This window comes from Streptomyces sp. NPDC031466 (assembly GCF_055581265.1).
The window spans coordinates 16618-30024 of the sequence record NZ_JBVIJT010000016.1; the positions used below are offsets into that span (position 1 = coordinate 16618).

Sequence of the window (13407 nt, forward strand, 5' to 3'; positions counted from 1 at the left end):
TTCAGTGGAGGTACGGCTGCTCCAGGCGCAGGGGGCAGTCGGCCCACACGGTCTTGCCCGGCCCGACCCGGTCCCGTACGCCCCACCGGAGCGCGAGGGCGTCGACGATCACCAGACCCCGGCCGCCGTCCTCGCCGGGAACGGGTGGGTGCTCGGCGGGCGGCGCCTCCGGCCGACGGGGGTGCGTGTCGGACACCTCGACGCGTACGGCGCTGCCGCCGGGGGCGAGCAGGAGCCGCAGCTCGAAGTCCCGCCCCGGAACCCGGCCGTGCAGCGCGGAGTTGGAGGCGAGCTCGGCGACGACGAGCGTGAGCGCGTCGAAGGCCGCCGAGCCACGCGGAATGCCCCAGGCGACGGCCTCGACCTCGGCCAGCATCCGGGCGAGTCGCGCGCCGCGGCGGGTGGCGGAGAAGCGCTGGGTGAACGTACGTACGGTGACGGGAGCTTGGGTGTGAGGAGCGGTCATGGGCCTCAGCGTTCCGGCCGTCGGCACCGCTCGGCAGGGACGACACTGGTACAGATCGCTCTGTACTGGTTCACCCGCTGGACTGGGCGGGTAACCGTCCGTGACCATGGGTCGGTCGGGCGGGTGCGCGTGCGGAGGGGCGGCTGTGTGATGAACGAGGACCACGGCGGCGGTACCAACAATGAACCAGAACTCTCGGACAGCCTCAAGACCTTCGGGGCGGTGCTCAAGGTCCTGAGGGAGGAAGCAGGCCTCACCCAGGAGGAGTTCGCCCCTCGGGTGCGGTACTCGGCGCACTACATCGCCAAGATCGAGCAGGGCAAACGCTTCCCGCCGGGCGATCTGTCGGAGCGGGCGGAGGAACCGCTGGGGGTGGTCGCGACGAAGGTGCTGGCGGCGGCTGCGCGGAGCCTGACGCGGAAGGCGGGGCTGGCGTCGCGGTTCCATCAGTGGGCGGGCATCGAGGAAGAGGCGGTGTCGCTGTACGCGTACGAGTGCAGGGTGATTCCGGGGCTGTTGCAGCCGGAGCCGTACATCCGGGCGATCTTCGAGCGGCGCCTCCCGCCGCTGACAGAGGAACAGCTCGAACTCCAGGTCGCAGCGCGACTGGCGCGGCAGCACCTCTTCACAGAGCGCCCCAACACCGCATTCTGCTTCATGATCGAGCAGGCACTTCTCGAACGCCGCTTGGGCGGGACCGAAGTGGCGAGGGCACTGCTGGACTGCCTGCTGGAGCAGGGCGGTCGTCGCAACGTGGAGATCCTGGTCATGCCCCTGCGACAGGAGGACCACTCGGGGTACGACGGGTCCATGTATCTGGCCGAGACAGCGGTCAACCAGTGGCTCGGATACGTGGAAGGTCACAGCACCAGCACCGTGATCAGCGATCCGAAAGCAGTCAGTTCCATGCTTCAGCGCTATGGCAAGATGCGCTCACAGGCTCTGAGCCGTCAGGACACCGCGAGCCTGTTGGAGCGGATGCGAGGAGCGCTATGAGCACCACCGAACTTGCCTGGTTCAAGAGCAGCTACAGCGGCGGGGACGGCGACAACTGCGTCGAGGTCGCCGTATCTCCCGAAGCCGTCCTCGTCCGGGATTCCAAGGACACCCACCTGCGACCGCTGGCCGTATCACCCGACGCATGGTCGGCCTTCGCGGCGCACACTGCTGACACCCACCTCTGAGACGGACCAACTGGGTGGCGGGGGCATCCACGCCGCCACCCAGTTGCCTGGCGCTACTCGTCGTCCAGAGCCCTCTGCTGGACGGGCTTACGCCCCCGCGTCTTCTTCACGGGTCGCCATGCGATCAGCTCTGCCGCGCCGACCTGATGCTTGCGCAGCTGCTCCTCGTACTCGGCCACCAGTTCCTCCGCCGGTACGTCGCCCCACTCGTCGTCGTACTCGCTGTGCCACTGAACAACCCAGGGCATGACCTCACGCAGGCCGGCCAGCAGCGGAACGATCCGCTCGGTGTCCCAGCCGTCCCGGGTGGTACGCGCCTTGAGCAGATCGAACAGCGCCTGCGCCTGATCCTTGTGGTCCCAGCCGGCCCAACCCAGCATCAGCGTCGAGTCGGCGTCCGGACCGGCCTCGGGATACGAGATGAACCGCTCCTTGGGCACGTCGAGCTTGCCACGGTTCGACCAGTAGGAGGCGCGCAGGAAGTCGGAGGGCTTGTACCTGGCCGGCGAATCGATGTCGAGCCGCTCCCCGGTCCGGTCCTCCTTGCGCTGCAACTCCCAGACGTCTTCCCACTCCTTGCGCGTGCGCAGACCGGAGTCCTTGTAGCGCATGGCAGCGAGGTAGGGCACGTGTTCGTCGGCAACAACCTCCGACAGCACTTGCGCGAGGGGAAGGTCCGGCTTGCCGAGGTGATCGGACGCGTAGAGCGCAGCAACGAAGGTGAAGTCCTCGTCCGTGCTGAGCTGGTCGGCAAGATTGTTGACGGTCATGGGCCGAGGACGCCGGAGCCCGTCACGGACCTCGTACCAGAGGCCGGTGTTCTCCATCCGGTCCAGCAGCCACGACCGCAGGGCGGCCCGCTCCTTCTTCTCCCAAGGCTCAACGGACCAGCGCCGCTTGTGCTCGGGGCGCTCGATCAGCCCGATGCCCTTGGGCTGACGGCTGATGAGGTCGATGCGAGCCTGGACAATTTCGCGGTACCAGTCCGGCCAGTGGGTGGGGATCTCTGTAATGGGGATTGAGTGGTGGCGCTTGAACCACTGCTCAACAGCCTCATCCGTCTCAGCTTGCTCCGCGATCACGAGCTCGAATGCGCGCTCTCCAAGACGTACCTCGGGCGGGGCAAAACCTTCACGAAGAGGCGTCAGGGTCCGCGCTACTTCTGCGTCGCCGAGCAACCCATACAATCCGTACACCTGCCAGTCCAGCTCTTCCTGGACGGCAATCATTCGCTGCTGAATACGCGCATATCTGACACGAGCTTCATCAAGTACGTTCCGGAGAGGCACCCCTCGCTCAACGAACGTTCCGGGCTCCACGCTTGCCAGCTCTTGCGCAAGCGAATCAAGCTCCCGCCCCAGCTCCAGAGGAAGGTTCTCAGGGAGCGGAAACTCCTGGAGCTTCGTGCCGGTGAACTCAAAGAAGCTCTCCCACGCGTAGCGCCCTGTGGAACGCTCACCGCCTCGGTTCCCCTTGTCCTGACTAACCTGCTTCAGCCAAAAACAAGCAGTCGACGAGTTGAGGACCCCCAACAATTCCAGATGCTCCTCCTCCCCAGCATCACCAGGAAGCTTAATCACTGGAGCACTCTGCTTAAATACCTTTCCCCCACGATCCAGCGCAAATTGATTATGTGTCGCGACGAATGCGAAGGAGATACCCAAGGGGACCGAGTATCGCTCCGGGTGCCAGCGACTCCACTCGTACCAGGTCAGCCCGATTTCCTCATGAGTTCCACCCGGCTCACGCCGAATACGAAGAATACTCCTACGCGGCCAGAGCAGGTGCGCAAGATTTTGATCAGAATCGTCCGCGATCAAACCCTCCCCGTACGGGAAGAGGGCTTCGGTTTCCGGCCGTACGCCCCAATCACGGATCGCCGTCCCTTCAACCAAGGGTACAAATTTCGACGATCCGACTCCGCGGCGAGCCCAATTCCCCAAGGGGGCAAAATACGCTTCGTCGGCGCCAGTGTGAGCGGTGCGTCCGATCAGTCGGACGCGACTCCCCAGCAGGGGATTCTGCGCGGATGACAAGCGGGAAACTAGCCCTGCAGCCCCTCCGCCACTGAGGGACCAAGGAGCGTCGGCAAAGCTACTGCGCTCCAGGTCATCGACGGAGACCCAGGCGGACTCACTTCCAGGTCGCCGGTACTGATCCTTGATGGCGCGCCAGACTTGGCCGTCTGCCGCATTGGACGGCTGATCGGGCTCACCACGCACTCCAAGTACGGCTCGGATTGGACGGTTCTCGCCCGGTACTCGATTCCTACCTACCAGGATGACTGTAGGAGTGCCATGGCCAGGAATGTAAGCGCCTGAAGTATCGATCACATGAGACAGCTCAACACGAAGCCTAAAGAAGACCTGGATGAGATCCCTGCCAAATTCACGCTTCATGAAGGAGTTTGCGGTGATCTGCCCTACGAATCCACCACCCCCAGAAACCCCACCAACTCCCTTGAACGCCAATTCAAAGAGTCGTTGCGCGAAGGGGACGGAGAGCGCGTACTGGCCGACACTCGCATCGTACCCCTTCTTATAGTTCTCTTTCTCCAGCTTGTCCTTGACGGTGATGTACGGCGGATTCCCCACCACCACGTGGTACGACCCCCGCCCCAGCAGGTCCACCCGCTTCGCGTAGTCCCATACGTCCTCCGTGGAGTACGCGAACGCACCCTCCTCGCGACCCGCAGACATCTCCGCGAACAGCGTGTCCAGGTCCGTCTGGATACCTGCCGCATCCCGCCCGTGCAGCAGCGAGTCCCCCACCGCCACGTTGATCGGGAACGGCGGCGCGTCCGCCAGCCGCCGCGAGCCCGCCGCCCGCATTGCCGCCACCAACAGCCGGAATCGCGCGATGCTCACCGCGAACGGGTTCTTGTCGCACCCGTGCACGGACTCCAGCGAGCGGCGAACCAACGTCCAGACATCCGTGCCCGGCTCGGCCGCGCGCCACTTGTCCATCAGGCGGTGGAAGATGCCCAGCAGGAAGTGGCCCGACCCGCACGCCGGGTCGATGGTCCGCAGGCCCCGCCGCTCCTCACCGTCCGGGCCGGTCCACACCGGGTCGAGGCCGAACTCGTGCTCCGAGACCGCCGGCTCAAGCGTGAGGTCGAGGATGAACTCCTCCACGAACTCCGGCGTCTGGAGCAGCGCGTACGTCTTACGGGCGTGCTCGCTCAGGTCCTGGTAGAGGTCGCCGAGGAAGCGGGTGTCCCACTCCGGGTCGGTGAAGTCGTAGCGGATCTCGCCGCCCGCACCCCACCGGCGCCAGAAGGACAGCAGCTCGGTCGCCGCCTCGTACCCGGGCATGATGTCCCACAGCGGGTTGTGGTCGCGGTCGAAGAGGCCGGCGGCGGTGGTGTTCGACTTGGCGAGGTGGTCGAAGGCCGCGAGCAGCCAGTCGCGGTTGTTGAGCCTCGGGTTCTCGCGGAAGAACGCCTCGTGGCGGGCCTCGGCCACGGCCAGCCGGTCGCCGGGGCCTGCGATGAAAGGCTCGTCGATCAGGCCGTTGTCCTCGCAGAAGCGGACGAACACACAGGCCAGCACCCAAGCCGCAGCCGACTGTGTGACGCGCTCGTCGCGCCAGGACTCGTACCGGGCCGCCGTGCGACGGGACTCCTGCGCCTGCCGGTACTCCGTCTCCAGGCGGGTGCGGATCTCGTCCTCGGACTCGGTGCGCGCCCTCAGGTCGTCCTCCAGAAGCAGGACCTGCCGCTTCAGATCCTTGACCAGATCCTTCAGGCGTTCCGCCCGGTCCGCACCGGCCGTGGTGTCCGTCACTGTTCGCTTCCTTCTCGCCGCACTGCGTCATCCGCCGCATGGCCTGCGGCTGAGGTACTCAATCCTGCCAGCCTACGGACCGCTGTCGGAGCCCCACGGCCCCCGCAAAACCCCCACCAGATCCTTGATCATCCGGATAAAATGATCGTCGTGACGGCTCCGACCACCCCGACGCGCCCCCGGCACACCTTCCTCAAGGCGGGCCACGACCTCTACAAGGCTGCTCTCCAGCTCTCGAACGGCGGCGCGCTCCCCGGCCCCACCGATCACCTGGCCGGACTGGCCGCGGAATGTGTGGCCAAGGCGATGCTCATCGACTTCTTCGGTTCGGTGCAGGAAAGGCCCACCGCCAAGCCGTACAGCCCGACGATCGAGAACATGCCGGGGATGGACAAGTTCAAGGCAGCACACGGCCACATGCCCGGCGCGTGGGAGCACCTGATGATGGTGCTGGACGGTCGGAGAGGGGCCGAGATCCGTAAACACATCCCGCGGCAGAACCCGTTCAAGACGCCACACGACAAATGGCACGAGGGGCACCGCTATGTTGATGGCGACACCCTGTCCCCCGAACGCATCGCCAGGCATCTCGCAGCCACGCTCAGCCTGATCACCGCGTACGACCATGCGAAGTAGAGAAACGACCTGACCTGATGACCTCACTTCCTCGTTTCGACGAAGCCTGGGAAGCCGCGTGCGATCTCGCCCGCCTTGCCGCCCGGGACGGACGGGACGTCGTACTCGTCCGTGATCTGTCCGGTCAGTCCACTCTCCTGGTCGACGACCGCGCCGATGCCGAGCCGCTGGACCCCGAATCCGAAACGGTCGTGTCGCTCCGCGAGGGGTTCGCCGCCAAGGTCCGCCCCTTCGCCGGGGACGATCCTGTCCAGACGGCCAGCTCGCTCTTCGTCCCGGAGATGTTCTTCGGCGCGGCCGAGCTCATCGTGCTGGAGGAACGGGAGCGGGACGGCCCCGGCCAGGTCGCCGTACTGGAACGCACCGTCGTCGGCGGGGACTGGGCAGCCGTGGGCGCCGAGGTCGAGCAGCAGCCGGTTCGCCAAACCCGCCGCCTCGCCTTCTACGGATTCAAGGGCGGCGTCGGCCGCTCCACCGCCACCACCGTCCTCGCCCGCAACCTCGCCGAGCGCGGCCACTGCGTACTCGTCGTGGACCTTGACCTGGAATCCCCCGGGGTGTCCAACCTGCTCGCCGAGCCGGGGGCCACTCCCCCGCACGGCATCGTGGACCACCTGGTGGAGTCGGCCGTCGGGAACGCCGATGGTCTTGAGCTGGTCAGCCGTTCCTCTATCCTCCCGCCCGAGCAGGGCAACGGCGAGGTGTGGCTGGCTCCGGCTGCCGGGACTCCGCTCGCCGGACGGCCGTACGACTACCTCGCCAAGCTGAACCGAATCTACAGCGACCTTCCCGCAGACGAGCCGGGAGGCACGCCCCGCCCCTTCGCCCAGCGGCTGGAGGACGCCATCGCCGCATGCGAGGCACAGGTGGAGGAGAAGGGTCGCCGCCCCGACGTGGTGTTGCTCGACAGCCGCGCCGGCATCCACGACATCGCGGCCGTCACCCTGACCAAACTCTGCGACCAGGCCCTGCTCTTCGCGGTGGACAACCCGTCCACCTGGGACGGCTACCGGATGCTCCTGTCCCAGTGGAAGCTGCGGCCCGATCGTGCCCGCGCCCTGCGCGACCGGGTCCGGGTCGTGGCCGCCATGTTCCACTCCGCAGGAGACATAGACCGTCTCAACACCCTGCGGCGGCATGCCTACGACGTCTTCATGGACACGCTCTACAACCTGCCCGACGACGAGTACGAGGAACCTTTCCTCCCCGTCAAGGGCGAGGTGGACGACAAGCCCTACGCCCCCATCCCCATCCTCTTCGGCAACGATCTGGTGGGGCTGGACCCGCTGCGCAGCCGCAACTGGCCCGAGCTGCCGTTCGTCAGGGCCGCCTACCGCGAGTTCGTCGACACGGTGGAGAAACTGGTGCTGGACCCGTACGAGGACAAGTCATGAACGACCCCGCCATCCAGGCGACCCGCACCCTGCTGATCGACGCGCTCAGCTCCGCCCCCGACGCGGACACCAGCACCCCCGACCTCCGTACGATGTTCACGCCCTCCTCGCACCGGCTCGCGCTGGACCCGGACGTGACAGTCGTCCGCGGAGCCCGCGGCACCGGAAAGACGTACTGGGCCAAAGCCCTGACCGACCCCGAGCTTCGCGAGGTCGCCTCGGCCTCCTACATGATGCCGAGGCTGGGCCGGATCGAAGTGATCACCGGGTTCGCCCAGGGCGGTGGCGACGACCCGGTGTTCCCCGGGAAGCGAGCGCTGGCCGCCCTGGTCTCCCAGGGTGTCGACGCCAAGGACCTGTGGTCAGCGGTAGTCCTCATGGCACTCAAGGTGCCCGAGATCCTCGCCTTCGAGTCATGGTCCGAACGCATCGAGTGGGTCGGCCGGAACGGCGAGAAGTACGAGGCCGCACTGCGTCGCGCTGACCGCGAGACACGGGAGCGGGGCAAGACCCTCGTTCTGCTCTTCGACACGCTCGATCACCTGCACAACGACCGCGGCCAGCTCGACCGACTGTTGTCCGGACTCTTCGAGGTGGCTCTGGAGCTCCGGCTCACCACCGGAACGCTGCGCGCCAAGATCTTCGTACGGCCGGACCTCTACGAAAGTGCCCCCAAGGCTTTCGCGGACGCCTCGAAGCTCGGTGCGAACGCCACCGACCTCAGCTGGAGTCGGGAGAACCTGTACGGGCTCCTCTTCCACCAACTGGGCAATCACACCAGCGAGCAGGCGAAGGCATTCCGCAAGGCGACCGGTCAGTGGCGGCCGGAGGGCGAGGGCCGCTTCATAGCTCCGGTCGATGTCATCGCCGACCAGAAGCGGCAGGAAGAGGTCTTCGTGACGCTGGCCGGCCCCTTCATGGGCACGGACCGCCGTAAGGGCCACACCTACACCTGGGTGCCGAACCATCTTCAGGACGGCCTCGGCCGGGTCAGCCCCCGCACGTGGCTGCACGCGCTCCTCAGGTCGGCACAGCTGACCGGAGAGCGATACGCCGGCCATTCGCTGCCCCTGCACTACGACGCGATCCGCGAGAGCCTGAGCAGCGCCTCCAAGAACCGTGTCGAGGAGCTGACGGACGACATCGGCTGGGCAGCACTCGCCGTGGAACTGCTCGAAGGCAGCCAGGTTCCCATGGAGCCCTCAGCCGTGCGCTTCGCGTGGGAGTCCAACCGGCTGTCGGCCAGGATCGCGGAGCTGCTGGAAGACGTGAAGCAGGGCAGCGGCCCGCGCAACGCCGAAAGTCCCTCAGCGATCCTTCAGGAGCTACTCGATCTGGGCGTCATGACCGAGCGCAGCAACAAGGCCATCGACCTGCCGGACATCTACCGGCTCAACTTCGACATCCGGCGCAAGGGCGGGGTTGCCCGTAAGCCGGTGATCTGACCCGCTCGGAGAGAGCGGGGTGCTGTTCCCGGCCCGGCCGGAAGCAGCACCCCGCCCTCACACCTTCCCCAGTGTCTCCAGGAACGCCCCGTCCAGGTGCGCCTGCTCCCCGTCCCCGCCGATCACCTCGACCGTCCGGCCGTCCAGGTGTGGCAGCTGCGACCGGGTCTCCACCGGGCACAGCAGCCACAGCCCGTGCGGGTTCTCCACCGGTCGGCGGGCCGCGCCCTGGAGGCCGACGAGGAAGGCGCGGCCGCCCTCGTCCCAGTAGCGGGCGATCAGGCCGGCGTCGTGCAGGAACAGGATCGTGCGGGGCAGGGCACAGCGGGTCTGGAGGTCCTCCCCGACGCGCTGCCAGACGGCCCGTACGAAGGTGGCCAGGCCCGGCTTGATCCGGCCGGGTGCGGAGGCGCTGTCCGCGCGCAGCACCGTCTGCCAGTCCTGGCCCTTCTCCTCCACCAGTTTCCGGAACTCCTCCAGGAAGACGGCGCCCACGTCGACGGGCAGGACCGGGAAGGCAGCCGCCACGGCGTCCGCGACGCCCGGCAGCCGGACGCCCTTCACCGTCAGGGCGAGGAAGCCGCCGCGCTTGGCACTTGCCATGAGGCGTTCACGCACCGCTCCGTGCGGGTCCTCCCGCTCCAGGCGAGTGACACGGCGCGGCGGCAGGAGACTGGTCAGACCGCCGGAAGCCGTCACGGGGTGGGCCGTCCTGGCGGCGGGCAGCTGGAAGGTGTCGGAGTCGAGGTCGTAGCGGAGGTCGAACCGGGCCGCCTGCAGGGCGTCCTCCAGCTCGACGTGGGTGGGCTCACGGCCGCCCGCGAGCACCTGGAGTTCGGGGAAGCGTGCCTTGACCCGTGCCACCAGCTCAGCCGGGTTGATGCCCCGGTCAGCCCGTACGCCCGCGCCGGCCTGGGAGATGCGCAGCGCGCGCTCCAGTCCGAGGTCCCGCGGGTACAGCTCCAGACGCGGCGTGACCTCGACGACCGGGGCGATGGCCGCGGCGAGCGCGACGAGACGGGTGTCGGCGAGGGGTGCGAACCCCTCCGGCGTCGGTACGGCCCTCAGCTCACGGACCACCTCCGCTCGGCCCGGGAGCGGCTCCTGCCGGGCCAGGCGTTCGGCGGTGGCGCCGAGCGCCGCCGCGTAGTCGGCCAGTTCCCGTGGGCTGGGGTCGTCGGTGCCCGGCAGGGACTCCGAGGCGAGAAGGACGGTGTCGCCACGCCGGTGGACGGCGAGCCTGGGCTCGTGTCCGTCCGTCTCGTCGCCGGTCTCCGCCTCCGCTGCGGCGCGTACGACGGCCAGCGAGCGCGCGAGGGTCCGCTGGGGGGTGTCGTCGTCGGCCCCGTGGCGGGCACGCAGTTCGACCGCCGCCTCGGGGGCGGTCATCACACGGCCCGAGCTCTCCAGGATGTCCGCGAGCTCCGAGCGGACCGGTGCCAGCCATTCCGCTTCCGCCCACTGCTTGATCTCGATGCGGTGGTGGCGGGAGACCGGCGGCTGCTTGATCTTCAGGTGATCGGCGATGCGGGCCTGCACGGGCCAAGGACCCAGCGGGGAGAGACCGCCGTCCTCGGGCGGGAGCCCCAGGGTGAGCCGTACGACCTGTTCCCGGTGGGAACCCTTGCGGCCGGCCGCGGGAGTCAGCAGCGCCGCCATGTCGTCTATCGAGAGGATGCGGGCCGACTCCGCGCCCGGAGCGTCGGCGTGCCCCTCGGTCGGCCTGGCGGTCCGAGTCGGGGATGGTGCCGCGTTGCCCGGCTTGCCCCGGAGGGCGGCCGCCCACTGCTTGCGGCGCCGGTTGAGTTCCTTGCGGACGAGGGCGCCCGCCCCGCGGGCCTTGGAGATGGCGTACGGCTGGATCTCCAGCAGCTGGCCGACGGTCGTCGCACCGAGGCCGTTGGCGACGGAGACCGCGCGGGGGGACAGGCCCGCGGCCTCCAGCACGGTGGTGGCCTCGGCCGCCGCGGCCGCGCTGTCGCGTGCCTCTTCGGCGTCCTCGGCCACGGTCCCGACAGTGGAGGGAGTAGTGGTGGGACGCGTCGCGTCCGCGGCGCGGAAGACCTCCTGCCAGGCATCCCTCATCTGTCGCAGGGTGTCGAAGCGCTGCTCGATCTCACGGTGCAGCGCCCGTTCGAAGAAGGCCCGGAGGCCTTCCGCCAGTGCGGGTTCGAACAGCTCGCTCGCGATGTGGAGTTCGGCTGATTCGTTGGTGAGCGGATCATAGAGACCGTCGCCCCACAACGGGCGTTCGCCGCTGGCCATCTCGTGCAGGGTGACGGCTGCCGCGTAGTACTCGGCGTGATCGTCGTAGTGGCTGCGGCGCACCGAACCCAGGAAGGGATCGAGGTAGCCGCGGGTGCCCGCCTTCACATCCCGGTCCGAGGCGTCGGTCAGGGAGAAGTCGAAGAGCTTCAGCTGCCAGGTACGGTCCTTGCGGCGCTGGATACCGAAGTTGTCGGGCTTGATGTCGCGGTGGCGCACCCCGTGGCCGGCGAGCTGGTCGAGCGCTTGGAAGAGGTCCTCGCCGAATCGCTCCAGCTCGTGGTAGGTGAGCTGTCCCTTGCCGCGGAGCCGGGCACCGAGCGACTGCTCGCCGGCGTACTCCAGCTCGAGGATGGTCCGTCCGCCGATCTCGCGCAGCTCCTCGCCGCGCAACTGCACCACGGCTCCGCCGCCGACGAGTTTCAGAGCGCGGGCCTCGGCACGCAGCCGCTCCGCCTTCTCCTCGTCCAGCGCCACCTTGAAGACATGCTCGTCGATGCGGACGTTGCCGTCCTCGTCCTCGACCGCTCGCTCCACGAGGAGGGCGCGCGCCGTGGCGCCGGTGCCGAGGACCCGGCGTACCGACCATTCGGCATCGATCGCCTGCCCTGGCATCGCCTCCAGCGGGTCGGCTGCAGCTGCTTCCGGGGAGTCGGGCAGGACACCGGCCCGTTCCGCCTCGTCGAGCAGGTCCAGGAATGCTTCGGCGGAGCTCAGCCGGTCGTTCACATCGGAACGGGTCGCCTGGTAGACCAGTGCGTCCAGTGCCTCCGAGACACCGTCGGCGACGGCGAACAGGTGCAGGCCGGAGTCGGCGCGCAGGCGCTCGGTCAGCACGCTGCGCTGCGGTGCGGGCGGCTGACCGGTCAGGATGAGATGGGCGACCGCGCCCAGACCGAAGATGTCGAGATCCGCAGGATCGGCGTACGGCTGGTCCGTCTCCGGTGCCAGGTAGACACGGGCCTCGTCCTCGATCAGGGCGGCATCGAGCGCCGAACCGCCGATCGAGCGGAAGAAGGTGGCATTGCTGTCGAAGTCGCGTGCGGCGGTCTGCCAGTCCGTGATCCGGAGCTCGGGGGCGGCGCCTTCGCTGCGGAAGGAGACGTAGACCGACCGCGCGGCCAGCGCTCGGTGGTAGAGGGACCGGTTGTGGGCGTAGCGGACGGCTTCGGCGAGCTGGCGGACCAGGTCGAGACGCATCTCGGGGGTGAGCTTGCCACCGTAGGTGTCCAGGTACTGGTCCAGGCGCAGATCGCTCTGCCGGTGGCGGAAGAGGATGGCCGGGCCGCCCTCGTGCTCCCGGAACTCGACGGCATCGACGATGCCACGGTGGTTGATGCCCTGCAGCACCTGGTACTCGCGGCGAGCGGCACGCTCCGTGGATTTGCGAGCCGCCTCGGTCGCCCCCTGGCTGACGAGATAGATCCGGACCCGGCCCTCTTCTTGCACGAGGCCGTCGTCGCGAACGGCGAGACGGTCCTCCCAGGTGGCACCGGCGTCGAGCGGATGCGGGCGGAGCTTCCAGGCATCGCCGAACCGCAGGTGCCCGGTGGACTGCCGGATCCCGATGGTCCGCAGCAGCTGCGGCAGGGTCTGCCGGGCGAACTCGGGCGTGATCCGCCGCTCCGGCCGGTCGGGGGGCAGACCCAGGAAGTCCTGCCAGATGCGGTCAAGGCCGCTGCCGCCGTCGTCCCGCCCGTACACGCGGATGCGCTGGACCTCGTCCAGGTGGCTGACGAGGTCGGGCGCCGACAGGAACACCGCAGGCTCGATTCGCGGAACGATCCGCTCATCCATCCCGAGCTTGCGGGCCGCCCAACGCAGTTGGCTCCGGAGTTCCTTCGACTTGAGGTCGTTGAAGTGCAGCGGGTTGTTGATGGTCCGCGTGCGGTCGCTGCCGCGGAAGTTCCAGGTGGAGCCGGTGTTGTGCAGCTCTCCGGGGTGGCTCTTGATCTCGATCAGGAACAGGCCCGCGGGGACCGCGACGAGAAGATCGCACTCATTGATCCGCCCCGAGTGCGCGGTGAAGGAGAAGGTGGCCCAGGCCCGGTAGGGCTCGGCAGCGGGCAGCAGTCTCCGTACGTGGTCCAGGGCCTCCTGCTCCCAGGCATAGGGGGAGGGCCGATCCTGGAACCACTGCTGGACGGGCTTCGGCGGGCCGGGCTTGGGCACCGGCTTTCCTCCCGCTGCTGTCACTTTCCGGCCTCCATCACACCCCGCGCCCAACCAGAC

The 13407-nt window shown here is 68.1% G+C and carries 8 protein-coding genes; 5 read left to right on the forward strand and 3 right to left on the reverse strand.

The window, feature by feature from the left end:
- Position 1: 1 nt before the first annotated feature.
- Positions 2-466 carry an ATP-binding protein gene (locus ACZ5GP_RS32025; RefSeq protein WP_468754179.1) on the reverse strand — a complete coding sequence of 155 codons (465 nt, stop codon included), beginning with the start codon at positions 464-466 and terminating at the stop codon, positions 2-4.
- Positions 467-616: 150 nt separating this feature from the next.
- Between ACZ5GP_RS32025 and ACZ5GP_RS32030 the strand changes: the two genes are divergently transcribed.
- Positions 617-1462 carry a helix-turn-helix domain-containing protein gene (locus ACZ5GP_RS32030; protein ID WP_468754180.1) on the forward strand — a complete coding sequence of 282 codons (846 nt, stop codon included), beginning with the start codon at positions 617-619 and terminating at the stop codon, positions 1460-1462.
- On the forward strand, positions 1459-1650 hold the full coding sequence (locus ACZ5GP_RS32035) for a DUF397 domain-containing protein (RefSeq protein ID WP_468754181.1): 192 nt from the start codon (positions 1459-1461) through the stop codon (positions 1648-1650). Before ACZ5GP_RS32030 ends, ACZ5GP_RS32035 begins: the two co-directional genes overlap by 4 nt.
- A gap of 53 nt (positions 1651-1703) precedes the next feature.
- Here the strand turns inward: ACZ5GP_RS32035 and pglX are convergent, their stop codons facing one another.
- Complete coding sequence (gene pglX / locus ACZ5GP_RS32040; protein ID WP_468754182.1) at positions 1704-5435, reverse strand: BREX-2 system adenine-specific DNA-methyltransferase PglX; 3732 nt, start codon at positions 5433-5435, stop codon at positions 1704-1706.
- Positions 5436-5585: 150 nt separating this feature from the next.
- On the opposite strand from pglX, the gene ACZ5GP_RS32045 reads away from it, so the two are divergent.
- The 3 genes from ACZ5GP_RS32045 to ACZ5GP_RS32055 are packed head-to-tail and all read left to right on the forward strand — an operon-like array spanning position 5586 to position 8910.
- On the forward strand, positions 5586-6071 hold the full coding sequence (locus ACZ5GP_RS32045; protein WP_468754183.1) for a hypothetical protein: 486 nt from the start codon (positions 5586-5588) through the stop codon (positions 6069-6071).
- Positions 6072-6088: 17 nt separating this feature from the next.
- Complete coding sequence (locus ACZ5GP_RS32050; protein ID WP_468754184.1) at positions 6089-7465, forward strand: KGGVGR-motif variant AAA ATPase; 1377 nt, start codon at positions 6089-6091, stop codon at positions 7463-7465.
- Entirely contained in the window at positions 7462-8910 is a 1449-nt protein-coding gene (locus tag ACZ5GP_RS32055) for a hypothetical protein (RefSeq protein WP_468754185.1), read from the forward strand. The genes ACZ5GP_RS32050 and ACZ5GP_RS32055 overlap by 4 nt, the downstream gene beginning before the upstream one ends.
- A 57-nt stretch (positions 8911-8967) precedes the next feature.
- Here ACZ5GP_RS32055 and pglW read toward each other — a convergent pair whose 3' ends face one another.
- Positions 8968-13347, reverse strand: coding sequence for a BREX system serine/threonine kinase PglW (pglW, locus tag ACZ5GP_RS32060; protein WP_468754186.1), 4380 nt, complete (start codon positions 13345-13347; stop codon positions 8968-8970).
- Between the last annotated feature and the right edge of the window lie 60 nt (positions 13348-13407).

Excerpts from the sequence above, each read along its gene's own strand:
- ACZ5GP_RS32025 (WP_468754179.1), bottom strand. The coding sequence starts at position 466 with ATGACCGCTCCTCACACCCAAGCTCCCGTCACCGTACGTACGTTCACC.
- ACZ5GP_RS32030 (WP_468754180.1), top strand. The coding sequence starts at position 617 with ATGAACGAGGACCACGGCGGCGGTACCAACAATGAACCAGAACTCTCG.
- ACZ5GP_RS32035 (WP_468754181.1), top strand. The coding sequence starts at position 1,459 with ATGAGCACCACCGAACTTGCCTGGTTCAAGAGCAGCTACAGCGGCGGG.
- ACZ5GP_RS32050 (WP_468754184.1), top strand. The coding sequence starts at position 6,089 with ATGACCTCACTTCCTCGTTTCGACGAAGCCTGGGAAGCCGCGTGCGAT.
- ACZ5GP_RS32055 (WP_468754185.1), top strand. The coding sequence starts at position 7,462 with ATGAACGACCCCGCCATCCAGGCGACCCGCACCCTGCTGATCGACGCG.